General features: G+C 33.0%; 30 protein-coding genes and 1 tRNA gene. 10 read left to right on the top strand and 21 right to left on the bottom strand.

What is annotated here, in order from left to right:
- The first annotated feature begins 97 nt into the window (after window positions 1–97).
- Together FLAPXU55_RS05610 and FLAPXU55_RS05605 are read left to right on the top strand one after the other, a co-directional pair.
- The gene (locus tag FLAPXU55_RS05610; RefSeq protein WP_053473292.1) at window positions 98–847 is read left to right on the top strand and encodes a PIN-like domain-containing protein; all 750 of its coding nucleotides are present in this window, start codon (window positions 98–100) and stop codon (window positions 845–847) included.
- A 48-nt stretch (window positions 848–895) separates the two neighbouring features.
- Window positions 896–1,225: a YegP family protein gene (locus tag FLAPXU55_RS05605; RefSeq protein WP_053473291.1), complete on the top strand. Its 330-nt coding sequence runs from the start codon at window positions 896–898 to the stop codon at window positions 1,223–1,225.
- A 78-nt stretch (window positions 1,226–1,303) separates the two neighbouring features.
- Here FLAPXU55_RS05605 and FLAPXU55_RS05600 read toward each other — a convergent pair whose 3' ends face one another.
- The 5 genes from FLAPXU55_RS05600 to FLAPXU55_RS05580 all read right to left on the bottom strand — a co-directional run bounded on the left by FLAPXU55_RS05600 (window position 1,304) and on the right by FLAPXU55_RS05580 (window position 4,915).
- Window positions 1,304–1,705, bottom strand: a complete 402-nt coding sequence (locus FLAPXU55_RS05600; RefSeq protein ID WP_053473290.1) for a helix-turn-helix domain-containing protein — start codon at window positions 1,703–1,705, stop codon at window positions 1,304–1,306.
- A 138-nt stretch (window positions 1,706–1,843) separates the two neighbouring features.
- Window positions 1,844–2,578, bottom strand: a complete 735-nt coding sequence (locus tag FLAPXU55_RS05595; protein ID WP_053473289.1) for a hypothetical protein — start codon at window positions 2,576–2,578, stop codon at window positions 1,844–1,846.
- A gap of 20 nt (window positions 2,579–2,598) precedes the next feature.
- Complete coding sequence (locus tag FLAPXU55_RS05590) at window positions 2,599–3,168, bottom strand: hypothetical protein (RefSeq protein ID WP_053473288.1); 570 nt, start codon at window positions 3,166–3,168, stop codon at window positions 2,599–2,601.
- A gap of 52 nt (window positions 3,169–3,220) precedes the next feature.
- The gene (locus FLAPXU55_RS05585; protein WP_180856908.1) at window positions 3,221–3,805 is read right to left on the bottom strand and encodes an SMI1/KNR4 family protein; all 585 of its coding nucleotides are present in this window, start codon (window positions 3,803–3,805) and stop codon (window positions 3,221–3,223) included.
- A gap of 81 nt (window positions 3,806–3,886) precedes the next feature.
- Window positions 3,887–4,915 (bottom strand): hypothetical protein, encoded by a 1,029-nt coding sequence (locus tag FLAPXU55_RS05580; RefSeq protein WP_053473286.1) that lies wholly within the window; start codon window positions 4,913–4,915, stop codon window positions 3,887–3,889.
- 226 nt (window positions 4,916–5,141) lie between these two features.
- Here FLAPXU55_RS05580 and FLAPXU55_RS05575 point away from each other — a divergent pair, with 226 nt between their 5' ends.
- A complete protein-coding gene (locus tag FLAPXU55_RS05575) occupies window positions 5,142–5,318 on the top strand; it encodes a hypothetical protein (protein ID WP_165590701.1) in 177 nt (58 codons plus the stop codon).
- A gap of 220 nt (window positions 5,319–5,538) precedes the next feature.
- Here the strand turns inward: FLAPXU55_RS05575 and FLAPXU55_RS05570 are convergent.
- Window positions 5,539–5,612 (bottom strand) — tRNA-Ala (locus FLAPXU55_RS05570).
- Window positions 5,613–5,715: 103 nt separating this feature from the next.
- Between FLAPXU55_RS05570 and FLAPXU55_RS05565 the strand changes: the two genes are divergently transcribed.
- The 4 genes from FLAPXU55_RS05565 (at window position 5,716) to FLAPXU55_RS05550 (ending at window position 8,151) form a co-directional block, all read left to right on the top strand.
- A complete protein-coding gene (locus FLAPXU55_RS05565; protein ID WP_180856907.1) occupies window positions 5,716–6,480 on the top strand; it encodes an enoyl-CoA hydratase/isomerase family protein in 765 nt (254 codons plus the stop codon).
- A gap of 167 nt (window positions 6,481–6,647) precedes the next feature.
- Complete coding sequence (locus FLAPXU55_RS05560) at window positions 6,648–6,824, top strand: hypothetical protein (RefSeq protein WP_180856906.1); 177 nt, start codon at window positions 6,648–6,650, stop codon at window positions 6,822–6,824.
- A 32-nt stretch (window positions 6,825–6,856) separates the two neighbouring features.
- On the top strand, window positions 6,857–7,309 hold the full coding sequence (locus FLAPXU55_RS05555) for a 6-pyruvoyl trahydropterin synthase family protein (protein ID WP_053473283.1): 453 nt from the start codon (window positions 6,857–6,859) through the stop codon (window positions 7,307–7,309).
- A gap of 98 nt (window positions 7,310–7,407) precedes the next feature.
- A complete protein-coding gene (locus FLAPXU55_RS05550; RefSeq protein ID WP_180856905.1) occupies window positions 7,408–8,151 on the top strand; it encodes a UDP-2,3-diacylglucosamine diphosphatase in 744 nt (247 codons plus the stop codon).
- Here FLAPXU55_RS05550 and FLAPXU55_RS05545 read toward each other — a convergent pair whose 3' ends face one another.
- The 10 genes from FLAPXU55_RS05545 to FLAPXU55_RS05500 all read right to left on the bottom strand — a co-directional run bounded on the left by FLAPXU55_RS05545 (window position 8,152) and on the right by FLAPXU55_RS05500 (window position 17,393).
- Entirely contained in the window at window positions 8,152–9,363 is a 1,212-nt protein-coding gene (locus FLAPXU55_RS05545; RefSeq protein ID WP_180856904.1) for a cytochrome c3 family protein, read from the bottom strand. It abuts the gene before it with no gap.
- 82 nt (window positions 9,364–9,445) lie between these two features.
- On the bottom strand, window positions 9,446–9,802 hold the full coding sequence (locus FLAPXU55_RS05540; RefSeq protein ID WP_180856903.1) for a hypothetical protein: 357 nt from the start codon (window positions 9,800–9,802) through the stop codon (window positions 9,446–9,448).
- A 166-nt stretch (window positions 9,803–9,968) separates the two neighbouring features.
- Window positions 9,969–10,883, bottom strand: coding sequence for an alpha/beta fold hydrolase (locus FLAPXU55_RS05535; RefSeq protein WP_180856902.1), 915 nt, complete (start codon window positions 10,881–10,883; stop codon window positions 9,969–9,971).
- A gap of 26 nt (window positions 10,884–10,909) precedes the next feature.
- Window positions 10,910–11,488, bottom strand: coding sequence for a hypothetical protein (locus tag FLAPXU55_RS05530; protein ID WP_180856901.1), 579 nt, complete (start codon window positions 11,486–11,488; stop codon window positions 10,910–10,912).
- Window positions 11,488–12,768, bottom strand: coding sequence for an MFS transporter (locus FLAPXU55_RS05525; RefSeq protein ID WP_180856900.1), 1,281 nt, complete (start codon window positions 12,766–12,768; stop codon window positions 11,488–11,490). The genes FLAPXU55_RS05530 and FLAPXU55_RS05525 overlap by 1 nt, the downstream gene beginning before the upstream one ends.
- The gene (gene recJ / locus FLAPXU55_RS05520; protein ID WP_053473278.1) at window positions 12,758–14,458 is read right to left on the bottom strand and encodes a single-stranded-DNA-specific exonuclease RecJ; all 1,701 of its coding nucleotides are present in this window, start codon (window positions 14,456–14,458) and stop codon (window positions 12,758–12,760) included. Before recJ ends, FLAPXU55_RS05525 begins: the two co-directional genes overlap by 11 nt.
- A 16-nt stretch (window positions 14,459–14,474) precedes the next feature.
- On the bottom strand, window positions 14,475–14,969 hold the full coding sequence (locus FLAPXU55_RS05515; RefSeq protein ID WP_180856899.1) for a hypothetical protein: 495 nt from the start codon (window positions 14,967–14,969) through the stop codon (window positions 14,475–14,477).
- Window positions 14,970–14,988: 19 nt separating this feature from the next.
- Window positions 14,989–15,333 (bottom strand): HopJ type III effector protein, encoded by a 345-nt coding sequence (locus FLAPXU55_RS05510; RefSeq protein ID WP_053473276.1) that lies wholly within the window; start codon window positions 15,331–15,333, stop codon window positions 14,989–14,991.
- Window positions 15,334–15,519: 186 nt separating this feature from the next.
- A complete protein-coding gene (gene rsmI, locus FLAPXU55_RS05505) occupies window positions 15,520–16,239 on the bottom strand; it encodes a 16S rRNA (cytidine(1402)-2'-O)-methyltransferase (protein ID WP_180856898.1) in 720 nt (239 codons plus the stop codon).
- A gap of 110 nt (window positions 16,240–16,349) precedes the next feature.
- Window positions 16,350–17,393 carry a hypothetical protein gene (locus FLAPXU55_RS05500; protein WP_180856897.1) on the bottom strand — a complete coding sequence of 348 codons (1,044 nt, stop codon included), beginning with the start codon at window positions 17,391–17,393 and terminating at the stop codon, window positions 16,350–16,352.
- A 245-nt stretch (window positions 17,394–17,638) separates the two neighbouring features.
- Here FLAPXU55_RS05500 and FLAPXU55_RS05495 point away from each other — a divergent pair, with 245 nt between their 5' ends.
- A complete protein-coding gene (locus FLAPXU55_RS05495; RefSeq protein ID WP_053473446.1) occupies window positions 17,639–18,229 on the top strand; it encodes a thymidine kinase in 591 nt (196 codons plus the stop codon).
- A gap of 47 nt (window positions 18,230–18,276) precedes the next feature.
- Entirely contained in the window at window positions 18,277–18,696 is a 420-nt protein-coding gene (locus tag FLAPXU55_RS05490; RefSeq protein ID WP_180856896.1) for a hypothetical protein, read from the top strand.
- On the opposite strand, the gene FLAPXU55_RS05485 is transcribed toward FLAPXU55_RS05490, so the two are convergent.
- The 5 genes from FLAPXU55_RS05485 to FLAPXU55_RS05465 form a co-directional block, all read right to left on the bottom strand.
- Window positions 18,662–18,868 (bottom strand): hypothetical protein, encoded by a 207-nt coding sequence (locus FLAPXU55_RS05485; protein WP_180856895.1) that lies wholly within the window; start codon window positions 18,866–18,868, stop codon window positions 18,662–18,664. The two genes, FLAPXU55_RS05490 and FLAPXU55_RS05485, sit on opposite strands and share 35 nt — an antisense overlap.
- Before the next feature lie 600 nt (window positions 18,869–19,468).
- Complete coding sequence (rpoN, locus tag FLAPXU55_RS05480; protein WP_053473445.1) at window positions 19,469–20,929, bottom strand: RNA polymerase factor sigma-54; 1,461 nt, start codon at window positions 20,927–20,929, stop codon at window positions 19,469–19,471.
- 145 nt (window positions 20,930–21,074) lie between these two features.
- A complete protein-coding gene (asnS, locus tag FLAPXU55_RS05475) occupies window positions 21,075–22,520 on the bottom strand; it encodes an asparagine--tRNA ligase (RefSeq protein ID WP_180856894.1) in 1,446 nt (481 codons plus the stop codon).
- 324 nt (window positions 22,521–22,844) lie between these two features.
- The gene (locus FLAPXU55_RS05470; RefSeq protein WP_180856893.1) at window positions 22,845–23,126 is read right to left on the bottom strand and encodes a hypothetical protein; all 282 of its coding nucleotides are present in this window, start codon (window positions 23,124–23,126) and stop codon (window positions 22,845–22,847) included.
- A 71-nt stretch (window positions 23,127–23,197) separates the two neighbouring features.
- Window positions 23,198–25,564 (bottom strand): efflux RND transporter permease subunit, encoded by a 2,367-nt coding sequence (locus FLAPXU55_RS05465; protein ID WP_180856892.1) that lies wholly within the window; start codon window positions 25,562–25,564, stop codon window positions 23,198–23,200.
- 181 nt (window positions 25,565–25,745) lie between these two features.
- Here FLAPXU55_RS05465 and FLAPXU55_RS05460 point away from each other — a divergent pair, with 181 nt between their 5' ends.
- Window positions 25,746–26,075, top strand: coding sequence for a DMT family transporter (locus FLAPXU55_RS05460; RefSeq protein WP_180856891.1), 330 nt, complete (start codon window positions 25,746–25,748; stop codon window positions 26,073–26,075).
- Window positions 26,076–26,113 lie beyond the last annotated feature (38 nt).

The raw sequence follows: 26,113 nt of genomic DNA, 5'->3' as shown, positions 1-26,113 counted from the left end.
AAAAGTTTTTTATGGTATAAGTTAAGTTTAGATTTAATTGCATCTTTTTTGAAGGAAAATATTTATATATTTACCGATAAAATATAAAAGTTTGCGAATGAAAATACTTATTGATACAAATATATTTCTAGATTTTTATCGTTCTAATAGTGCATCGATACATATTTTTAGCACTCTAATTGAAAATATAGATAAATTTATTTTAACGGATCAAATAATACAAGAATTTGAAAGAAGTAGAGAAGGCGTTATAAAAAGCGTACAGGAAAGATTTCAAATAGAATCTAAATTAGATAATTTTTCAAGTTCATATCTTCAGAACTTGCCCGAATTTAAAAAGTTAGTTGAGATTCAAAAACAATATAATTCACAGCAAAAGATTGTAAGTTCAAGTATTTCAGAAATTTTAAAAAACTCAGCAAAAGATCCTATTGCAAATTATTTTAAGGAATTTGTAAATGAATCCTTAAAAGAGGATAAGGTCTATTTCACTACTGATGAAATCATAAGTAAGGCAGTCAAAAGAAAAAACATTGGAAATCCTCCAACTTCAAGCAAGTTTTCATTGGGAGACGAAATTAACTGGGAAATAATTTTAGCAAATATCCATGAAGATATTATATTGGTTGGACGAGATAACACTTATATAAATAATCTCACTTTTTTGCAAAAAGATTTTCATAAACAAACAGGATATAATGTTGTAGATTTGACAGAAAGAATATCTGTAGCTTTAGAAAAGGCGGGTATTGAAATTACTGAAGCATTAATTAAGGAGGAAGATAAAGTAATTGAAGATTTAAAACATTATGATGAGTTTTGGAAATTTAAAGCTCAAGTAGAATAATTATCTTTGAAGTCGAAATCTTTACTAAATATAAACTAGTTACATACAATGGGTAAATTTGTTATTACAAAACGAACAAATGGTGAATTCCAATTTAATCTTAAAGCTGGAAATGGTCAAACGATCCTAACAAGCGAAGGTTATACTACTAAGGCTGCTTGTTTGAATGGTGTAGAATCTGTTAAAACAAATTCGCAAGATGATAATAGATTTGATAGAAGAGAATCTTCAAATGGGCGACCTTATTTTAATTTGAGAGCGTCAAATGGTCAAATTATTGGATCAAGCGAAATGTATGAAAGTGTTTCAGCTAGAGAGAATGGTATTGAATCCGTAAAAAAAAATGCTCTAGATTCAATAATTGATGATCAGGAATAATTGAACGAAATTTAATAATATAAAAAAAGCCATTCCTGAAAAGGAATGGCTTTTTTATATTATTAAAAATAAAGAGAACTATTTCCCCTTAAATAATTTTTCTAAATATTCAACCTTATCTTTCTCAGCCTGAACCAAACGTTCATAAAGTTCCACAACTTTATCAAGCGGATTGAAATTGCATTGATGATTTTGACCAAAAGCTCCTTGACTATTACTGAAATCAGTATCATGGAAAGTATTGAAATAAGTGATCATATTTTCATCAGAAAAACTCTTTATCGCTTCTGCAGATACACCAAGTGCTTTTGCAATTTCGACAAGTTTTTCTTCGTCAATCGTTTCGCTGTTTTCAATTGTAGATATTGATTGCTGGCTCATGCCTAAAGCTTGTGCCAAAGCTTCTTGCTTCATATCGCGAAGTTCACGAATACGACTTATTTTTCGCCCGATATGATTTGGTTTTGTTGCTGTGCTCATAATTCAAAGGTATTTAAAAAACATTTACAAAATCGATTTTCAGTAAAAAACAGACTTGTTTTGGTAAAATACGATTTAGAGTTTGAAAGAAGTAAAAATACAACTTTTCATACAATTTTATTGTTTTAATATTTTGGATTATTTCGCCAGATAATCATAATCTGCTTTTGAAAGTTTGGTAGGAACGCGGAAAAAGAATTCTACATAATTTCCATATTCTTCCAAATTAAGATTTTCTTTATTGAAATAATTGGTAAGTTCTTCCAGACTGTGTTTGCTCCAATCAGTTTCCTTTTGAGCGTGTTTACCTCTGTCTTCGGTAGCATAAACCTGCGGAAAAGAAAATTCTTTTTTTACCGTTAAGGATTTTGCCGAAATACCAGCTTGCTCAAGATTAATCCAGGTATGAATATTTACATCGCCATTTACCTGAAATTCAAACGGTTTTCCGCCTAAACCTTTTCCGGTTGTAAATAAAACTTCGTCGACTGTTACATTTCCCATTACCTGCGAAAAAGTATTGGGTCTACTTGTATAATTTATGTCGAGGTTTTTAGTGTGAAGATTTCCGGTAATCAAAACTTCTTTTATTGATGCTGTTTTGCAGCTGACATTGCCTAAGATAACCGGAATAGAAAAAAGCGGAATATTTTCTTTTTCCTCTATAAATTTATAATAAACGCCCCAGCCCACATCATCATTCGGATTTAGCGCTTCTGTTGCAATATCACCTTCGTGAACACAGATAAATTGTTCGTCAAATTTATTTTTGTCTTTTGCTTTTTCGTATAGTTTCTCTAATTGATTTCCGGCAGGAAGAACAGCTTTGAGTTCTTTGTAAGTATATAATTTTAAATTGTCCTTATTAATCATCAATATAAAAGCTTTAAAAATTAATCCAAATTATCCAAATCCATTTCTTTCGCCATCTGATCCCATTTTTTGTTGAGAAAGTCTTTTGTCTGTTCTATAAACTTCGGATCTACATCTTTTAAAGTCTGCGCTTTCGGACTCAATATCGCTTTTCCATTTTCAAAATAAATATAAACATGAACAGCGTCATCTCCCCAAAAGAAAGGAAAAACAATCGCTTGGTTTTCTGTACCTTCAATCACGTATTTCTCCAAGCTTATGATAAAGGCAAACATTGGTATCATTTCTGTAAAATTCTGACTGAAAAACATCATTCCCCAATGCCATTCTTCGGTAGTTTCATCGTAATCTGAAAAAGCCATTGCTTCGGGATAATCAATCCAGCCGTCAATAACTTCTTCATTAATATCGTCGTTATAAGTACGCAGTAATTCTGGAGTCAATTCCATTTTTGAATACATTTTGCGGCTGTTCCACCAATCGATCCAGTTTTCATTTAATTCGGGTTCTTCAAGCGGGCTGTTTAAAAACTTTTCAAACTGTGGTTTTGAGATTTTTACTTTACAATATAAAGAGCTTAATTCAGACATGATTTAGATTTTGGTTTTTTACTATTTTGATTAGAAAATTAAGAATAATGGTTTAATCCCATCGACTTAAATTTCCTTCGGCACGTTCAAAAAGTTCTTCCAGAACATCTTCTAAAGTTCTTTCCGGAATTCCAGAAACGAGCAATTCAAGTAATTGATTTGCGGTATCGTCAATACTATCCTGATGGCAATATATATTGGTGAAGTTTCCGTTTTTGTCGAAAATTATATATTCGCCACTTTCATTAATATCTTCTTCTGACATTATCCAGCCAATACACGGAAAAGCTTCGTTTATTTTTTGAGTTTGTTCTTCGGTAAGAAATTCATATTCCTGAAATTCAGGTCTGTCATTTCCCCAAAAAGCAATAATCATATCGATAATTCCTGTAGAATTATTTGCAAGATCTGATCTTTCCTGAATTTGTTCCAAAAGATTTTCTGGAGAAAAAATGCTGAATATTTCATCAGATTCAATTCCGCCAACTGTTTTATAAAACGCAATTAATTCTTCTGGTAAAGGCTGCGAAAAATAAGTGCTTAAGTTTTGTATTTCTTCGTCTGAAGCTGGAGACGATTCTTTTATTTCATCATATTCAAGTTCACAGGCAGCTATGCGGTTTTTAATTTCTTTCATTGTATATATTATAATTTTTGTAGTTGGAATTTGGAATTTGGAATTTGGAATTTGGAATTTGGAATTTGGAATTTTTAGTTTTTAATGACGATTATCGCACTGCAGATAAATTTCTTCGTTTGATTTATCAATAATTGAAATTCCCAGACATCCAAATGATTCATACAAAAAGCCGAAAACAACTTGCGGTTTATCTTTAAAAAGTTTTCCTGTCCATTGGTTGGCATCGGGACCATCTTCATAATTAAGCGGAGCAGGAGAGGTGCCTTCGCTTTGGCTGTAAAGTTTTTCGATAATAATATCTTGAGTTTTAGAATCGGCAACTAAAAGACGTCTGGCATAAATTATTTTATGACTATCGAGATAATCTTGTAGAAAATAATTATAACTATCTGTTTTAAATAAATAGGTATTGCCTGATACTGTGTTTTTTAATAAAGTACGGTCTTCATTTTTCAATGTTTTAGACGGACAGTCTTTTTTTGCAATTTTTTTCCAGGCAATTGGCTTTAAACGTTCTTTTGAAAATGGATTTTCTTTGCCAACATACACTATAGCGTCTCTATAATATTCGCTGAAACCGTTCAAATATTTTTTATTGATTTCGAAGCCAATCATATAATCATAGTTGTGATAAGGCCAATCTTCACCAGAAGAATATCCGTTTAATAACGCAGCTGTTTTTAGATTTTTTACAGCAAAAGAAGCCAGTTTGTTTTTAGCATAATCTAATACGAAAACAGAATCATTTTCGGAGATATTGGTTTTAGATAAAAATCTTTTTCTGTAAATTTTATCAAACGTAAAATATTCAGCATTGTCTTTTCCAATTTTTTCAAGATTAGGCAAAGCAAGCGTATCTTTTTCGTCGCCAATTGGGTATATGTCCGAAAGCGAAACAAAAGCAATATCACTGCTGTCTTTTGGCATAATTGTAAATAAATTGATACTTTCTTTTCTGGGAGCTGATTCTTCTTGGATTGTGTCATTTTCTATCGCTGCAGTTTTGTCAACTGCAGGTATTTCTTTGTCTTCAATGGTTTTTTTATTGTTACAAGAAAAAAATAAGAATGCTGTCGCGGCGAGTAATGTTGGTATTTTAATATTCATAAACGTGGTATTTAAATGTGCTTTTTAGGTTTGTAATTGATCGTGATTAACGATTATAAATGTAAAAAAAGTTTTCACAAAACAAAAAGCTTTCTAATTTCACTTCAGGGGAAAAGATGTTTTTCTCTGGCTTCAAAGTGTAAAATAAAGTTCAAAAAATAATGCTTAACATTTTGATAATATGGAGTGTAGTTTAAATTTTTACTTTTAATTAAAATTTATGATTATGGAAATTAATTGGATTGTAATAGGAGTTGTAGCCGTTTTGATTATCATTTTGGTTGTATTAACAATTAGAAAAAATCAAAAGGAAAAAAAGAAACTTACTGATTTGCTGAATAATGATTTCAAAAAAGAAGAGGAAGTAGATATTAATACTGAGGATTCGGCAAATGAAAAATAAATTATAGAGAGATATAGATGCAGTTTGTCATTTCGACGAAAGGAGAAATCGCACTAGAAACTCTACAAAGATTGGCGATTACTTTGCGGAAATACGAGTGCGATTTCTCCTTTCGTCGAAATGACAAGATTGTGCTGAAAATGCTGGGGGTTTACATTAGAACTCTGAGGATTAAAATAAAAAACCTTGTAAAATTAAATTTACAAGGTTTTATTTTTCGTGGAGAATACCGGATTCGAACCGGTCACCCCTTGCCTGCCAGGCAAGTACTCTAGCCAAATGAGCTAATCCCCCAAAGCGTTAACAAATAAAGTCAAATATTTCTCAAAAAACAAATTTTAGAACCTATCAGATAAATATTTTTCAAAAGCGTAACTTTACGTTTAAAAATATTTTTATGAGTTCAGAAAATACAAAAGGATCTTTAGAGACTTCTTTTCAAGATACAATTGCCACAGTGCAGTTTGGGCATCCTGCAAGTAATTCTTTTCCACGTGAATTATTAAATCAACTGACAACAGAAATCAACGAATTGAGCCGAAATGAGAATGTTTCGGTTATCATTTTAAAAAGTCAGGGAACAAAAGCTTTTTGTTCCGGAGCTTCATTTGATGAACTTTTACAAGTTGAAAATGAAGAACAAGGGGCAGAATTTTTTTCTGGTTTTGCACATTTGCTAAATGCAATGCGTAATTGCAATAAATTAATTATTGGCCGCGTTCAGGGAAAAGCAGTTGGTGGAGGCGTGGGAATTATTGCGGCTTGTGATTATACTTTTGCAACATTGTTAAGTGATGTGAAATTATCTGAACTCGCTATCGGAATTGGACCTTTTGTAATTGAACCAGCTGTTTCTCGTAAAATAGGAAAAACTGCAATGGCCGAAATGACATTGGCTGCCGAGCAATGGAAAACAGCTGAATGGGCTTTTCAAAAAGGGTTATATTCTGTTTTATGCGATGCTTCTAATCTGGATAACGATGTTCAGAATTTTGCTAAAAAATTAAGTTCATACAATCCCGAAGCGCTTCAGGAAATGAAAAAGATTATTTGGGTAGGTACAGAACAATGGGAATCATTACTAATCGAAAGAGCTTCAATTACAGGAAAACTAGTTTTGTCTGATTTTAGCAGAAATGCCTTGAGACAATTTAAAAAATAAGTTTGCTTAATAATTTAAACAGATAGAAACATAGTTTTTTGGCTTTTGTATAAAGGCGTTTCACTTGCATTTATGCACATAGCTATGCGTGAAAAACTGGTTTTTTTATTATTCTTTTATCAAGTATAGAAATCTATGTTTCTATGTGTTAAATAAATTCTTTGAATATGTATATTATTTCATTACTGCAAAAAGTCGATGTTGCAGAGAAAATTAAAAACGCTCCAGACAGCGGTTATCAAATTGGAGTTTTGATAGGATCTTTTATTCCGTTCCTGTTTTTGATAGGAATTGCTTACTGGATGTATATCAGAGCCAAAAAAAGAGACAAAAACGGTTATTAATTTGTAAATTTGCAACCTTAAATTAAAAATCGATGAGTAATATCAGAATTACAAAACAATTTAGTTTCGAAACCGGACATGCATTGTACGGTTACGACGGAAAATGCAAGAACGTTCACGGGCACAGTTATAAATTGTCGGTAACCGTTATTGGTTCGCCAATTACTGACAGGTCTAATGTGAAATTCGGAATGGTGATTGACTTTTCTGATCTAAAGAAAATTGTAAAAGAAGAAATCGTCGATCAGTTCGATCATGCAACTGTTTTTAACCAAACAACGCCGCATGTCGAATTAGCAAATGAATTAAAAAACCGTGGACATCATGTAATTTTGGTTGATTATCAGCCAACAAGTGAAAACATGGTGGTAGATTTTGCAGAAAGAATTATCGCAAGACTTCCGTCTGGAATTTCTCTTTTCTCCCTTAAACTTCAGGAAACAGAATCTTCATTTGCAGAATGGTACGCATCTGATAATTTGTAAATATTCAATTTTTTAAATTCCAAATTCCAAACTCTTCGACTTCGCTCAGAGAGACAAAAGTCTAAAAATCTAAGAAGTCTAATTATCTAATAATCTAAATGAAAAAAGTATATTTTGCTTCAGATCAACATTTTGGTGCGCCAACTCCCGAGTTGAGCCTGCCGCGTGAGCAAAAATTTGTGGCTTGGCTTGATAAAGTTAAAGAAGATGCCGAAGCGATTTTTTTATTAGGTGATTTATTTGATTTTTGGTTCGAATACAAAACTGTTGTTCCAAAAGGTTTTGTTCGTGTTTTAGGAAAACTGGCTGAAATTCGCGACAGCGGCATTCCGATTTATTTTTTCGTTGGAAATCACGATTTATGGATGAATGATTATTTTCAAACCGAATTAAATATCCCGGTTTACCACGACAATAAAGAATTTACTTTTAACGGAAAAACCTTTTTAATTGGTCACGGCGACGGAAAAGGTCCTGGCGATAAAGGTTATAAACGAATGAAAAAGGTATTTACAAATCCGTTTTCAAAATGGTTATTTCGCTGGCTTCATCCAGATGTTGGTGTAAGTTTAGCACAATATTTATCAGTAAAAAACAAACTAATTTCCGGTGACGAAGACGTAAAATTTTTAGGTGAAGAAAACGAATGGCTGGTTTTATACGCCAAACGTAAATTAGAAACCAAACATTACAATTACTTTATTTTCGGACATCGTCATTTACCAATGATAATTCCGGTAGGCGAGGATTCAAACTACGTAAATCTGGGTGACTGGATTGGATATTTTACTTATGGAGTTTTTGACGGCGAAACTTTTGAACTTCAAAAATTCGAATCGTAATTACTTTTTTTCCATTGGATAAATACCAATTTTATGTGTTCTCAGAATATATTCTGAAAGTTGTTTACTGTTTGAAAGCTGAAATTTAATTGCTCCTGATGTTTTTTTCGGCATATGACATTCTACACAATTATCGGCCATTAATTTCTCAGGCATTATTTTTAGTGTTTTTTCATTGTGTTTTAAACCTTGATGACAAGTCATACAAATTTTAGAATACGATGCCATATTCTTAGAAGCATTTTCATGCGGATTATGACATGTAATACAATCCATTTTTTCGCTGTTTATAAAACACTTGCTTTGCGCCATCAAACGAAACTGATTTCCATGAACATCAAAATTGGCTGTATCGTTAATACTTCTGGTTTCACGATAAAACTCAGATAAATTATCTCCCGGTTTAAATTCAAAACGTGATTTCATTTTCATTCCGTCATTTCCAGCGTGGCAAAGCGCACAGGCATCCAGTTTTTGCTGTCTGTTTAAAGTTTTAAAACTGGTAATGCTGTTTGCAACTTTTACATTTGGATTTTTTAAATGAAAATCAACGTGTTTTTTTGCCGGACCATGGCAGCGCTCACAATCAATTCCGTAAATAATGGTTTTTTTATCGATAATATCTTCAACATCCATCGATAGAAAATTTTTCTCCTCAGAATTTTGATTGACGCTTCTGCTGCTGGCATTTGATGCATGGCACGAATAACAATCTTTAACTACCATTCGGTCAAAATAAGGTTTATCAGCAGGAAATCCCGGACTTGTTGCCCAATTATGTATAGAATTGTAATAAGAAACAGGTAATTCGTATGTATTATTATTACGCCAGTAAACAGAAGTCTGCGCGTGTTTTACTCCAAAAACAATATCAAATGGATGCGCTTCGACTTCTTTTCCGTTTTTATATAAAACCTGATAAAGACTATCGTTACGTTTTTCCATGACTAATTTGGTGTTTTTGTCATAAATAAAAGTATGATCGCCTTTGTCAAAATCGCCTAAAACATTTTCTGAAATTGCGGGAGCAGTTGCTTTAAAGTGAGAACTCTGCAATGCCATGTTATATTGAACCTGATGACATTGAATACAGCTTTCAGAACCGGCATAGTCAGTTCCGCGCGGATCAATATATTCATCAGATTTGTTGCTGCAGTTAGTAAAGAAAACTGATAAAACAACAAGGGTAAAAAGAATGCCAATTTTTTTCATTGTTGTAAATATACTTTATTTTGAATACAATCAAAATATATTTGAATAATGAAAAAATGGTGTTAAAATATTTAGAATGTTTCTAGTTTAAGCCAACTCCGTAAACATATTCATCTAATTCAATTTTAAATAAAGAACCTTCAACTAAATCTTTAATTGATTTCAGTTCCGTCATCGAAACAGCAAGATCTATTGAATTGCAAGGCGTTTTCAATAAAAATTTATGGCAGGAATATTTCATTTCGCAAGCTTCGCAACAAGTATTTTCCATCATACTGTCTTCGATTAAATCACAAAACTGGTTCAATTCTGATAGACTGAAATAAAAGCCTGTTTCTTTAAAAACCAATTGCACCTTGTCCAAAATGGTTTGATTATTTTGTTTCCAGTAAAAGGCTATTCCAAAATTGTTATGATATATCTTCTCTATTTCTCTCATCGTAAATCCTTTTATTTCAACAAATATAAATATTATTTATATTAATTCTAAATAAAAAAATCAAAAAAATGAAAAAATATTAAACCATATAAGTTATATAAGTTCATTTAATAAATATTAAACATAAAACTTAAATTACCTTATATCACTTATATGGTTTAAAAAACTATTTAAGCCATTTATTTATTTTGGAAAGAAATTCAACTTGTTGATCAACAAAAAGATAATGGGAACAATTATCCAGAAATGCGAAGTGATCTTTGCCAGCCAGGTTTTTTATCGAAGTAATTTGTGCCGAAGAGAAAATACCGTCTTGTTTTCCGTAAATAGCGAAAATTGGAATTCTTTTGGCTTTAATTTTCTTTAAAAAAGGCCTGCTGTCGATGTTATTTTGCTTTTCGTTTTGATAAAAAAGCAAAGGTGCATTTTTGTTCCGAATGTTGGTTTTAAAAAATTCTCCAGCTTCATAATCAGCATATAATTTTTTTGATGCCTTGGTGGGTTTTGGCATTTTAAAATAATTTTCATCACTTGCCAAGTCAAAACAATGTTTTCTATATCCGGCAGAATTTTTATCTAGTTTTTCTATGTAAGCTATTTTATTTAGTGTTTTAGAATCGCCGTCATGAATTTTCTTTATAGAATTTAAAATATGGTCGTAAGTTTCCTGCTGAGAAAATAATGCTCCGGCCAAAACCAAAGCGCTTACATTCTGCGGATATTTATTGGTATAAAGTGTAGCAACTAAACCGCCAAAACTATGGCTAAGTAAAACCGCTTTCTTTAAATGGTATTTTTTATAGATTGAATTTAAATCCTGAAAAGCTTCTTCATAAGTAAACTTCGCATCAGGATCTGCAGATCTTCCTTCACCTCTTCGATCGTATGCAATAACATAAAAACCTTGATCAGCCAGATTTTGAGCTGTTGTTCCTTCAAATAAAGTTGCATTGCCACTTGGGCCTCCATGAATAAAAATAAGCGGTTTATTCTTTTCGTTTCCGTATGTTTTGATATAAAGATTTTGACCGCTTGCGAAAAAAGATATTACAAAAAGAAAAGTAAAGAGTATTTGTTTCATTTTTGAATTCGAATCAATTTGAATTTTTATTTCAATAAAGTATATATAGTAGTGTCTTTTGCAAAATAGTGATGATCTTTTTCGTCATAATACTTTAAAATGAGATCCATTTTTAAAGTGTCAGTTTTAATTTTAATATCTTCTTTTCTAAAATATAGATTCCTTTCAAATTGAAATTCAGATAATTTCTTTTCAAATAAATAATATTTTTCTTGAGTTACTTTATAAGTACAACATTCTTCCAATCCTCGAAACTCCTTTTTAATTTGAATTTTTTCATTTTCAAATCTTATATCATTTTGGGTGCAAAAGCAAAAAATAAAAATTGATGCTAAAGTAGTTCCCAAAGTTTTATTGATCAACCAGCTGAAAAAAATGAAAACTGGAGAGAAGATATAAATTGAAAAGTATAAAGCCCTTTTTTTAAATGGCTTCACATAATAAAAGAACAAGATGCAAGCTGAAACATAAAGTAGAATTTTAAGAACTAAACGGATATTGGCAATTAAGCTAATTTCGAAAACAACATTAATTATTAAATTAATTAAAAGTATAATTAATGTTGCAAGATGTATTCTTAAAATTATATTTTTAATTTTCGCCATTACTCCTGATTATGATGATCATCCATATCTTTTTTAAGATCTAAATTTCTAAAAGTAGGAGATATAAAACCAAAACCTAAAACCGTCAAAAGTGTGATGCTTCCTCCAAAAATAACCGATGTAACCGTTCCCATCAATTTAGCAGTTGCACCACTTTCAAAAGCACCTAATTCATTAGAAGATCCAACAAAAATTGAATTTACGGCACCAACACGTCCGCGCATGTGATCCGGAGTTTTAAGCTGTAAAATGGTCTGACGAATTACTACAGAAATTCCGTCGGCAAGTCCGCTTAAAAATAAAGCAAAAACCGAAAGCCAGAGCGACGTAGAAAGACCAAATAAGATGATTGATAATCCGAAAACAAATATGGCGACTAAAAGTTTCTTTCCTGCATTTTTGTATAAAGGCACATAAGCAGAAACGAGCATTGTAATAAAAGATCCAACTGCAGGCGCGGCTCTTAATATACCAAATCCTTCAGGACCGACTTTTAAAATATCCTGCGCAAAAACGGGTAATAAAGCAACTGCACCTCCAAAAAGTACAGCGATCATATCAAGCGATAAAGCACCTAAAACAATTTGATTTTTAAATACAAAAGTTAAACCTTCTGTAAGACTGTCTTTTATTGATTCTCCAATCTTCGGATTGATGATTGGTTTTGTACTGATTTGTGATAAAGCTGCTAATGAAAGAAGAGAAAATCCGAAAACAAGGCACATTGACCAGTGAACCCCAATCCAGTTAATTGAAAATCCAGCCAGCGCCGGGCCCATCACGGCTCCAATCTGCCAAACAGAACTACTCCAGGTAGCAGCATTTGGATATGCTTTTTTAGGAATAATAAGTGATAATAGAGAGAAAATAGTTGGCCCAAGAAAAGCTCTAACTAATCCGCCCAAAAAGACTAAAGTATAAATGGAATATAAAATAACAGTTGGAGACCAATCGCCAACTACTTTTGGCCAGGTCAGTAAAAACAGTCCAAAACTAATTACCGAAAATCCAAAAATACATTTTACGAGTAATCCTTTCTTTTCTTTTTGGTCTACAATATGTCCCGCAAACAATGCCATCGAAACAGCAGGAATAACTTCCATTAAACCAATAATTCCCAGCGAAAGTGGGTTTTTAGTTAAACTGTAAACTTCCCATTCAATCACGATAAACTGCATCGCCCAGGCAAAAACCATGCAGAAACGAAGTAATAAAAACACATTGAATTCTCTGTAGCGAAGTGCCTGATACGGATCTGGCTTGTTTGATTTAGTTGTCATTTGTTCTAATGTCTTTCAGCATAAGCTGTGTTGAAATAGTTCCGTTCCATTCATTTTCGGCAATTGTATAAGCCAATTGAAACAGATTTTGATTTTGTGCTATATTGAGTTTTTTTCCGAGTCCGAAGCCAATGGCAGCAATTCCGTCGGAATTAGATTGTTTAACGAAAAGTCTTAAATGCTCTTCTTCTGCGCCCAACGTTTTAGCGTAACCCGTATCTTTTATATCCGAAGTCATAAAAACCGGCGTCATATTCTGCGGACCAAATGGCTCAAATTGTTTTAAAATCCGAATCAGTTTTGGTGTAATATCGGAGAAATTTATTTCAGCATCAATTTCGATTTCCGGAGTTCGCATTTCCGGTAAAATAGTTTCCTGTACACATTTCTCAAAAGCTTCTTTAAAAAGCTGATAATTTTCGGCTTTTAAAGTCATTCCGGCGGCATACATATGACCTCCAAATTGTTCCAAATGTTGGGAACACGCATCGAGTGCATTATAAACATCAAACCCTTTTACAGATCGGGCAGAGGCGGCATATTTATCTCCGCTTTTAGTAAAAACCAAAGTCGGGCGATAATAAGTTTCAATTAATCTTGAAGCCACAATCCCGATAACGCCTTTGTGCCAGTCTTCCTGAAAAACAACAGTAGAAAAACGTTCTTCTTCTTTATTTTCCAGAATTTGCTGAAACGCTTCTTTCGTGATTTTTTTATCTAAATCTTTTCGGTCTGCGTTGTATTGTTCAATTTCTGAGGCGAATTGCTGCGCTTGCTCAAAATCAAATTCGGTTAATAATTCAACCGCATGATTTCCATGTTTGATTCTTCCGGCAGCATTAATTCGGGGAGAAATAATAAAAACAACATCGGTAATATCTAAAACTTTCTTTTTTACCTGATGAACCAGAGCTTTAATTCCAGGTCTTGGTTCGCTATTAATTACTTTCAAACCGAAATAAGCGAGAACACGATTTTCTCCCGTTATGGGAACAATATCTGCAGCAATTGCCGTGGCAACTAAATCCAGATAGGGAACCAAATCTTCGATAGTTTCATTTCGGTTTTGTCCTAAAGCCTGAATCAATTTAAAACCAACACCGCAGCCGCATAATTCGTCGTAAGGATAGGAACAGTCTTCTCTTTTTGGATCTAAAATGGCAACAGCATCTGGAAGAAATTCCCCAGGTCTGTGGTGATCACAAATAATAAAGTCGATGTTTTTTGCTTTCGCGTAAGCGATATGATCAATTGATTTTATTCCGCAGTCGAGTGCGATAATTAAAGAAATTCCGTTATCGTCTGCATAGTCAATTCCTTTATACGAAATACCATAACCTTCATCATAGCGATCTGGAATGTAAGTGGCAATATGGGAATAATGTGATTTTAAATAGGAGGAAACTAAAGAAACAGCTGTTGTCCCGTCAACATCATAATCGCCAAAAACCAAAATGTTTTCCTGATTTTCAATGGCGCTTTCGATTCTTGCAACAGCTTTGTCCATATCTTTCATTAAATATGGATCGTGAAGATGTTCTAATGACGGGCGAAAGAAATTCTTGGCATCTTCAAATGTATCAATGCCACGCTGAATCAAAAGTGTTGCTACAAAATCTTCTACATTTAGGGCTTGCGCCAAATGTTTGATTTTATCTTCAGAAGGTTTTGGTTTTATGGTCCAACGCATTTTTTAATTGTAGATTTTAGACTTCAGATTTTAGATTCTCAAAACTAGCGTTTATTAAAACTATTAAATCTTCAGGATTTTTATTTTGACTTTTGAAATTGTAAAATTCATTGTTCATTGATATGTCTAACGCTTTTCCATTGCTAATTTTAATTATATATGGAAATCCTTTTCGTTTAGAAACGTTTAGTAACATATGTGAAAGATATTCCCGGTTATCTTCATTTCTAATTCGTTTACCTTCAAGAAAAATCGGTTCAATGTCATTAGTGAGATTTGGAATAATATTTTTTTCGATATAATGATGATTGTTTTTGCGATTGTTGTAACAAAAGAATTTTTTTCCTTCGATCGATATTAAATAATTGCTATATCTTTTTTTGGATCCTTTTTTTTGAAAAAATTCAAATATCAAATAAACCAGAATTACAGGAAAGAATAATATACACAAAGGAATGCCAATTATAAGCAGAAATATTATAATTGGGATTTCTTTTAATCTTTCCTTCATTTTAAAAAGGTATTAGTATTTATTTCAGTTCCAAGGCATTTCCTTCAAACTTAATTCCGTCCCAGCCCAAGTTGATGAAATTTCTAATGTTTTGGTGATTGGTTCCGTTTGGATCTCCTAAAACTTCTTCAAAATAGAAAGCTCCAAAACAAGCTAAAGTTTCTTCTTTGTTTAAGTTCTGCAATTTTGCAAAAGAAAATAATTTACAAGAACCTGAATTTTCTCCGGCAGCATTATGCTGTGTTCCATTTTGAAAAGCAGTTGGTGTAAAGTTGTAATTTTCTTCGATTACTGCAATAGTTTCAGGAAATGTTATTTGGGTTGGAGTTTGTTTTACTTTTTCTAAAAATGCTTGTATGCTCATGATTATAATTTGATTTTTTTGCGACAGATTAAAAGGATTAAAAAAAGATTTTTTTTGCCACGAATTACACGAATTACACGAATTACACGAATTTCCACTAATTTAATTCGTGCTAATTGGTGTAATTCGTGGCAAGCTTAAATATAATCTGTGTTAATCTGTGAAATCTGTGGCCAATATTGTTTTTTATTCTTCTTCGTCTTTAGAAAATTTACTTTTCTTAGCTTCTTTTGTTATTGTTTTTCCGGCAACGACCACGACAATTTCGCCACGCGGAGCTGTTTTTTCGAAATGTGCGAGAACTTCTTTTGCGGTTCCGCGTACATTTTCTTCGTGTAATTTTGATAATTCTCTTGACACGCAGACTTGTCTGTCTTCTCCAAAATATTGAATAAATTCACTTAAAGTTTTGACTAATTTATGCGGAGAAACATATAAAATCATCGTTCGGGTCTCTTCGGCTAAAGCCAAAAATCGAGTCTGACGTCCTTTTTTATCAGGCAGAAAACCTTCAAAAATAAATTTATCATTTGGGAGTCCGCTGTTTACAAGTGCTGGAACAAAAGCGGTTGCGCCAGGTAAACATTCTACTTCAATTTTATTTTCGACACAAGCGCGAGTTAACAAAAATCCAGGATCTGAAATTGCCGGAGTTCCTGCGTCAGAAATTAAAGCGATGGTTTCGCCAGCTTTCAAACGTGCAATTAAATTTTCGGTTGTTTTGTGTTCGTTGTGCATATGATGGCTGTGCATGTGCGTACCAATTTCAAAATGCTTTAGCAGTTTTCCGCTTGTTCTGGTGTCCTCAGCCAAAATCAAATCGACTTCTTTCAAAACCCGAATGGCTCTAAAAGTCATGTCTTCAAGATTGCCAATTGGCGTTGGAACGATATATAATTTTGACATATTTTTTATATTATAACACGAATTTCACGAATTAACACAGATTATAAGTGCTTTTAAAAATTTCACAAAGAAAAAATTCGTGTTAATTCGTGAAATCTGTGTTTTATTTTTTAAGCAAATTTTTTCTCAATAATTCCAAGGAAACGTTCTGCATAATCGTCTTTTCCTTCCCAATTGTTATAATCCGGTTTTACCATGTTTTCGATAAAATCCTTTGCTTCTGCATAAGAATCAAAAGTTAATAATTGGTTTAAAACGCGACTGTAATCTTCTGTACTGTTTCCGAAGAGATTTTTTGTAAAAGCGATTCTATCATTCAAATCAATATGGAAACCTTTTGCTAATTTTTCGTTTAAAGAAACTGACTTTGGTTCTTTTGGGGTTTCTAAAACTGGGATTTCAAAATTCTTTTTCTCTTTTAAATCATTGTTTGAAGAAGAAACAGGTTCGAAACTATCCACTTTTACAAATTGTGCATCGGCATAATTGATCCCGAAATCCTCAAATGCAATTGGAATAGGAGTTCCTTTTGATTCTGTTTTAGGTTCTTCTTTAGTTTCCTCTTTTATTTCTTCTGTGTCTAACTCAAAAGCAGGTTTGAAATCCGGAATTGGTTTTAAATTATTTACAGTCGTAAACGAAAGTTCTTCAAGATTGTTTTTTGAATCTTCTGCCTTTTCAACTTCTTCTACAACTTCTGGCTGAGGAATTTCTGCAGCAATTGGCTCTTCTATTTTTTCTTCAACAGGTATTTCAACGGTTTCCTGAACAGGTTCAGAAATTGTCTCTTCAGGAATTTCTGCTGTTATTTCTTCGATAATCGCAGGTTCAGGAGTTTCTTCTTCTTTAATTTCTTCAACAACTGGAACTTCAGCAGTTTCTTCAGCTTTAACTTCTTCAACAATAGCCGGAGCAGCAATAGTTTCTGTCTGAATTTCTTCTTTTTCAAAAATAGTTTCAATTTCAGAACTGATTTCGCTGTGGCTGATTGTTGGTTTTACCTCGTCAAAATTTTCATCGACAAATTTTAAAATCGCTAATTTCTCGTATAATTTCTGAGTTTCAAGATATAATTGATTGATATCGGATTTATTTTTAAGTTTTAAAATTCGATGTGCAATGCTGATTAAATCGGCTTCCAATTTTTTTTTCATAACTGTTGAAATTATAGTGAATAAGGTATTTTAGTGTATTTGATGCTTGAATGTCTTTATTCTTAAGGAAAACGGACAGATATTTTAAAGATATTTTTTATTTCTGTTAATAAGCGTCTGCCAATCCCTGATTTGATAAAAATTTTCTACTTTTGAAAAAATGTAAAACAGCACATTTTTACGTCGATTTATTACCAGTACAAAGTAATAAAAACTATTCATTTTTAAAGGCAGAAAAATACAAAATGTTTCTCGAAAATACAGTAAATCACAAAGAACAATTTGGTTGGATTGAAGTTATTTGTGGATCAATGTTTTCGGGTAAAACCGAGGAATTAATCCGCAGATTAAAACGCGCCCAGTTTGCCAAACAAAGAGTCGAAATTTTTAAACCCGCAATTGATACCCGATATCATGACGAATTGGTGGTATCTCACGATGCCAACGAAATTCGTTCTACACCAGTTCCGGCTGCAGCTAATATTGCTATTTTAGCTCAAGGCTGTGACGTGATTGGTATTGACGAAGCTCAGTTTTTTGATGATGAAATTGTTACAGTTTGTAATGATCTTGCTAATCAGGGAATTCGTGTGATAGTTGCAGGTCTTGATATGGATTTTAAAGGAAACCCTTTTGGACCAATGCCGGCACTTATGGCTACTGCCGAATATGTAACGAAAGTTCACGCTGTTTGCACCAGAACCGGAAATCTTGCGAATTACAGTTTCCGTAAAACGGATAATGATAAATTGGTAATGCTTGGTGAAACTGAAGAATATGAGCCGCTAAGCCGTGCTGCCTATTTTAAAGCCATGAAAAAAAACCAGGAAAAATAAATCTAAATTCTATTTAACTTTAATAACCAATACAAGAAAAGCAAAGTATGAGAAAACAGAATATCTTACTATTAGTTGTGATTGGAATTGCGGTGGCTTTAGCTGTTTATTTTCAATTTTTTCTTTCTGAAAAAGCAGATGAGGTAAGCACTGAAATAACAGAATTAGTTGAAAAATATAATAAAAGTTGTCCGCTAAAAATTCAGGAAGGCATTCGTTTAGATAGTGTTAGTTTACATGAAGAAAGAGTTGTTCAATACAATTTGACATTGCTAAATGTAGAAAAAGACGTCGCTGAGGTTAATGTTATACAAGACGAAATTGAGAAAAGTCTTTTAAGTACAGCAAAAGCAAATCCGGGACTTCAGGTTTTTAGAGATAATGATTATACTTTGATTTATAGTTATAGTGATAAAAAGAAAAGATTTTTGTTTACGGTGAAGATATTACCGGATCAATATAAATAATTTGAACTTTTACAAATTGGTAAACCCGACAGGTTTTTAAAACCTGTCGGGTTTGTTGTTTTTTAGAAGTCATTCCATTCCATACATTCCATAGGAATGTTTCATCGGTAGAAAAATATTGGATTTGTGAGGTATACGTTCCGTAGAAACGTTTGATTAATATAACAGACATCGTTTTAATATAAAAAACCAAGTGTCCCGAAGGGACACAATGCCAAACGCTATTTTTTTTTCTACCAACCAGATATTCCTACGGAATAACAAATAATCTCAATTAATGTAAACTGGACTGAAATCCAGCTCTACAAAATAATTCGTTCCTTCGGAACTAAGAAAGAGCCAGAGGCTCGATACATATTGTAGGGCTGGACTTCAGTCCAGTTTAAGATGTAATGATGTGTAAAAGCACAACCCGATTTTTTAAAAACCTATCGGATTTGTTGTTTTTAAAAGGAAATATTCATTCCGTAGGAATGTTTCATTGGTAGAAAAATATTTGTTTTGCGAGTTATACGTTCCATAGGAACGTTTGATTAATGGATGATGAATAATCTCAATTGATGTAAACTGGACTGAAGTCCAGCTCTACAAAATAATTCGTTCCTTCGGAACTTTGAAAGAGCCAGAGGCTCGATATATATTGTAGCCGGATTTTAATCCGGTTTGACGTGCGATGATTATGTGGAAATAATAAACCCGATAGATTTAAAATCTATCGGGTTTATTATTTTAAATGAACTTATATTTCTTATATGGTTTAAAAAAGAAAAACCTAAATCTTCTTTCTCATTCTCGCAACCGGAATATCAAGTTGTTCACGATATTTTGCAATAGTTCTTCTCGCAATTGGATAACCTTTTTCTTTTAAGATTTCGGCCAATTGATCGTCCGGAAGCGGTTTCTTTTTGTCTTCTTCTTCAATTGTATTCTTAAGAATCTTTTTGATTTCTAAAGTCGAAACATCTTCACCCTGATCATTTTTCATCGCTTCAGAGAAAAATTCTTTAATCAGCTTTGTTCCATATGGCGTTTCCACATATTTACTGTTAGCAACACGCGAAATCGTCGAAATATCCAAACCAACCATATCCGCAATATCTTTTAAGATCATTGGTTTTAGTTTGGTTTCGTCGCCGTCCAGGAAAAATTCTTCCTGATAATGCATAATCGCATTCATCGTTACAAAAAGTGTTTCCTGACGTTGTCTAATCGCATCGATAAACCATTTAGCCGAATCCAGTTTTTGTTTGATAAACTGAACCGCATCTTTCTGTGCCGTCGATTTATCACGAGAATCTTTATACGTCTGCATCATTTCCTGATAATCTTTAGAAACGTGCAGGGAAGGAGCATTTCGCCCGTTTAGAGTTAGTTCCAATTCGCCATCCACAATTCTGATAGCGAAATCCGGAACCACATTTTCAGTTACTTTATTATTTCCAGTAAAAGATCCTCCCGGTTTTGGATTTAATCTTTCAATTTCGTGAATTGCTTTTTTAAGCTGTTCGTTCGAAACGCTGTATTTCTGTAATAATTTGTCGTAATGTTTCTTTGTAAAAGCATCAAACTGATTTTCAATAATATCGATTGCCAAGTCAACATATTCAGTTGGCGTTTTATGCTTTAATTGTAACAATAAACATTCCTGTAAATCACGCGCTCCAACTCCCGAAGGTTCAAGTTCATGAATGACATGCAGCATTTTTTCGACCATTGCTTCATCAGTATAAATTCCCTGAGTAAAAGCCATATCGTCTACAATATCCGGAACACTTCTGCGGATATAACCCATATCATCAATACTTCCAACAAGAAACTCCGCGATTTCGCGTTCTTCATCGTTTAAAATAAAAGTATTCAGCTGATTGATTAAATCCTGATGAAAACTAATTGGCGAAGCAAAAGGCGTTTCGCGTTCTTCATCATCACTATAATTGTTAACCTGAGTTTTGTAATCTGGAGTATCGTCGTCGCTTAAGTATTCGTCAATATTGATATCATCTGCTTCGATTCTGTCCGATTCTGCATCATCATAATCGTCGTAGTCTTCATTTGCGAATTCATCCGCTTCGTATTCTTCTTCTTTTCCTGCTTCAAGAGCCGGATTTTCGTTCATTTCTTCTAATAAACGCTGTTCAAAAGCTTGCGTAGGCAATTGAATTAACTTCATCAGCTGAATTTGCTGTGGAGATAATTTTTGGGATAATTTTAAATTTAAAAATTGCTTTAGCATTTGTTTTTGTTAAAAGTTTCAAGTTTCAAGTTTCAAGTTTCCAACTTAATGGATAAACTTAAAACCTGAAACTTGAAAACAAATTTTATAATTTTAGTTCAAGTTCCAACAACCTGAAACTTGAAACCTGAAACTTTTCAACTTTTTAAAACTCCGCACTTCCAGGAGTTCTAGGGAAAGGAATTACGTCTCTAATGTTTGTCATTCCTGTTACAAACAATACCAAACGCTCAAATCCTAAACCGAAACCTGCGTGAGTTGCAGAACCAAATCTTCTGGTGTCTAAATACCAGTATAATTCTTCTTCGTCGATTTCCAGAGCTTTCATTTTTTCAACCAAAACATCATAACGCTCTTCTCTTTCAGAACCTCCAACAATTTCTCCAATTCCAGGGAAAAGGATATCCATTGCACGAACTGTTTCTCTTCCTGCTTCTGTGTTATCGTTCAAACGCATGTAAAACGCTTTAATGTTTGCTGGGTAATCGTATAAAATTACCGGACATTTAAAGTGTTTTTCAACTAAATAACGTTCGTGTTCAGATTGTAAATCAGCTCCCCATTCTTCAATGATATATTGGAACTTTTTCTTTTTATTTGGAGTTGAATCTCTTAAGATATCAATTGCTTCTGTATAAGAAACACGTTTGAAGTTGTTTTCTAAAACAAAGTTCAATTTCTCTAACAAAGCCATTTCGCTTCTTTCCGCTTGTGGTTTTGATTTTTCTTCTTCAAGAAGTCTTCCTTCTAAGAATTTCAAATCATCTTTACAATTGTCTAAAGCATATTTAATTACATACTGAATAAAATCTTCAGCCAGATCCATGTTGTCATCAAGATCGTTGAAAGCAACTTCCGGCTCGATCATCCAAAACTCAGCCAAGTGACGAGAAGTGTTTGAATTCTCTGCTCTAAAAGTTGGTCCAAAAGTATAAATCTGACCCAAAGCCATAGCAAAAGTTTCACCTTCTAACTGTCCAGAAACCGTTAAGTTCGTATGTTTTCCAAAGAAATCTTTTTTGAAATCAATGTTTCCTTCTTCATTTTTTGGAAGATTGTCAAGTGGCAATGAAGTTACCTGAAACATTTCTCCAGCACCTTCAGCATCAGCTCCGGTAATAATTGGCGTATTTACGTAAACAAAACCTTTGTCTTGAAAATATTTGTGAACTGCATAAGACAATACCGAACGAACACGCATAATCGCTCCAAAAGCATTTGTACGTACACGTAAATGTGCATTTGTACGTAAAAATTCTAAAGTATGTTTTTTAGGCTGCATTGGGAATTTTTCAGGATCAGAATCTCCAAGGATTTCTAATTTTGTAACCTGAATTTCGTATTTCTGACCCGCACCTTTACTTTCAACCAAAGTTCCAAATACAGAAACCGCAGCTCCGGTCGTGATTCTTTTTAAAGTCTCTTCCGGTGTATTTTCAAAATCAACAACACATTGAATATTATTAATGGTAGAACCGTCATTAAGCGCGATGAACTGATTATTTCTAAAAGTTCTCACCCATCCTTTTGCATTCACTTCCTGTAGCGTCGTCGTACTGTTTAATAAGTCTTTAACCTTTGTGTGTTTCATTTTAATTTTAGATTTTTAGATTTCTGATTTTAGCTTAAAATAAAATCAGTGTTTTTTATATCGAATTGCAAATATAAACGATAATAATTAATTTTTGAAGCTGTTTCCTGCTATCCGCTATATCTTTTTCTTGCTAAAGGAGCAAGAAAAAGGATGCCGCTTCTATCAGGGCTAGGGCACTCAGTTGCATGAGAACCATTTTAGATGCAGTTGTCATTCCGAGGAACGAGGAATCGCATTAGTAATTCCGCAAAGCAAGTCACCAATCATTGTCGAGTTTCGAGTGAGATTTCTCCTTCGTCGAAATGACAAACTTTTCGGAGACTATATTTGATTCCATAAGTAATATATAAAATCGTCTTCAAAAAATACTGCAAACAAAATTGCTATTAATAATGAAATAGCAAATGCATTACGGGTTTGATTTTCTACCAAAAGATTGGATTTTTGTAAAATGAATTTTATTATAATTCCTCCAATCATTGTGTAAATAAAAATAGACAAACAAAGAAATAGAATGTGAATAAACGATACAAATCGCGCTAATCCATATTGTCCTTCAGCTAAACAATTGCTACTATATAAATAAAGTAATGCAATTGCCATAATTCTTTTCTTTACCATCTTAATTCGTGTCAATTCGTGAATCCCGATAGCTATCGGGAGTGGCAAAAAAACTATTTCTCCAAATTCTCCAATTCCTCTTTCTTAGTTTTTTTCTTCTCAAAAGTCAAAACCAGCGAAGGCAATACAACTAAGTTCGCAAACATTGCAAAAGCCAGTGTACAAGAAATTAATCCTCCAAGCGCAATAGTTCCGCTAAAGCTTGATAATGTAAAAGTCGCAAAACCTAAAATCAAAACAACCGATGTATAGAAAGTACTAATTCCAGTTTCTCTTAAAGCACTGAAAACCGATTTCTTAACTTTTCCGCCGCTTTGAAGCAAGTCATGTCTGTATTTCGCCATAAACTGAATCGCATTATCAACCGAAATTCCGAAGGCGATACTAAATACCAAAATGGTTGAAGGTTTTAATGGAATTCCAAAATAACCCATTAATCCAGACGTAATACAAAGTGGTAAAACATTTGTAATTACAGAAGCCATTACCATTTTGAAAGAACGGAATAAATACAAAATCAGGATTGCAATCGTTAAAATCGCGAAGATTAATGACTCAATTAAGTTTTCTACCAAATATGTAGTTCCTTTTTGGAAAACTAATGCTTTTCCGGTAACGGTAACTTCATAACGATCTTTTGGGAAAATTTCATCGATTTTGCTGTGAAGTTTTTTCTCCACTTTAGCCATTTCGTCCGTTCCAATATCTTTCATAAAAGTTGTGATTCGGGCATATTGTCCAGTTGAATCAACATAAGCTTTCATTAAATTTTCTTTGCTGTTTTTGGTTGCGTTTTTAGCGTAACTCAAAATAAAAGTCTGCTCCTGCGAAGTTGGTAATTGGTAATATTCCGGATTTCCGTTGTAGAAAGCCTGTTTAGAATATTTAACCAAATTCACAATGGAAACAGGTTTTGCCAATTCTGGAATTTCAGCAATTGTATTTTGCAGTTCATCCATTTTACGAATCGTTGAAGCCTTCATAACACCTTTTTTCTTTTTGGTGTCAATCATGATTTCAAGCGGCATAACTCCGTTAAACTCTTTTTCGTAAAATAAAATATCTTTAAAGAAAGAAGCACTTTTTGGCATTTCACCAATCAAACTTCCTGAAACTTTCATTTGTGAAACTCCAATTACGCTGAAAACCAAAAGCAAACCGTAAACAATATAAACGTATCTGCGTTTTGTTTTAACTACATCTTCAACCACATTTAATAAAGTCGAAATGTAAGTTTTAGTCAAGTGATATAAATGCTTTTCTTTTGGCAATGGCATAAAACTATATACAATTGGCACAATAAAAAGTGTCAATAAATAAACAGAAATTACGTTGATTGAAGTTACCAGACCAAATTCAAAAAGCAGATCATTTCCAGTAATCATAAACGTAGCAAAACCAATCGCAGTCGTTAAATTCGTCATTAAAGTAGAAACTCCAATTTTTGAAATCACACGCTGCAGCGCCTTTGCCTGATTATTATGTAATTTAATTTCCTGCTGATATTTATTGATTAGGAAAATACAGTTTGTAATTCCGATAACGATAATCAGCGGTGGAATAATTGCTGTTAAAATCGTGATTTTATAACCAAACAAACCAAGTGTTCCAAACGACCAGATTACTCCGACAATTAATATACAAATCGAAATAAAAGTCGCTCTGAATGAACGGAAAAAGAAAAAGAAAATCAACGAAACAGTCAATAAAGCCGCACCAATAAAAAGACCAATTTCGCCTTTCATATCAGCCGCATTGATCGTTCTGATGTATGGCATTCCCGAAACTTTAAGATCGATTCCGGTTGTTTTTTCGAATTTATCGATTTTCGGAACCAGGTTTTCAAGAATAAAAGTTTTTCTTTCAGCAGTATTTACTAGTTTTTTATTGATATAAATTGCAGAACGAACACTTCCGCTTTCTTTATTGAATAATAATCCTTCATAAAAAGGTAAATTATGGAATAAATCGTACTGAACGCTTTTTAAATAAGCTGGATCTAAAACTTTGCTTTGATCGATAAATGGCGTTAAAACAAATTTTTCGTTAACGGTATCTTTCTCTAGTTTTTTTAAATCGTTTAGTGAAACAACTAAATCAACTTCTTTAGATTTTTTTAAACCCGTCATTAACTCATTCCAGGCAGCATAATTTTTTGGAGTAAAAAAGTTTTTATCCTGAAAACCAATTACAACCAGGTTTCCTTCTTCGCCAAACTTGTCTAAGAATTTTTGATATTCTTTATTTGCGATATGATCTTTTGGAAGCAGGTTTGCTTCAGTATAAGTCATAGCAAGGTTTTTCCATTGGTAACCAAGGAAAATAGTTAAAGCAGAAAGGATGACCAGAATTGTGATTCTGTTTTTAAGTATGATTCGGGCTAATTTCTCCCAGAACCCAACTTTAATAGCGTTTTTCATAAAATCTTTAAAAATGGTTGCAAATGTAGTGAAAACTGCTCAAAATCATAAACAATCGATTGTATTTTACTTAATGTTAACACAAATCAACACCTTAAAAATTTGTGATAAATTTCTTTCTTTTCACTGTTTAGTCGTTAGCTTTTCTCATATTTGCAGTTAATTTAAAAATGAAAAGAAAATGAACTGGATTTTATTGATTATTGCCGGACTATTTGAAGTGGGATTTGCATCGTGTCTAGGAAAAGCAAAAGAAACAACAGGAATTACATCAACTTATTGGATGGCTGGATTTTTTGTATGTCTTTCAATCAGTATGATTTTATTGTATAAAGCAACGCAAACTTTACCAATTGGAACCGCTTATGCCGTTTGGACAGGAATTGGAGCAGTTGGAACTGTTTTAGTCGGGATTTTTATTTTTAAAGAACCGGCAGCTTTCTGGAGAATATTTTTCCTTACCACATTAATTGCTTCTATTATTGGGTTGAAATTCGTTTCAAGTCACTAAAAATATATGCCACAGATTTCACAGATTTAAAGGATTTT

The sequence above is a fragment of the Flavobacterium panici genome (genome assembly GCF_903819335.1).
GTDB lineage: Bacteria > Bacteroidota > Bacteroidia > Flavobacteriales > Flavobacteriaceae > Flavobacterium > Flavobacterium panici.
The sequence above is the reverse complement of the archived record's forward strand: the minus strand, read 5'-3'. Positions and strand labels throughout refer to the sequence as shown.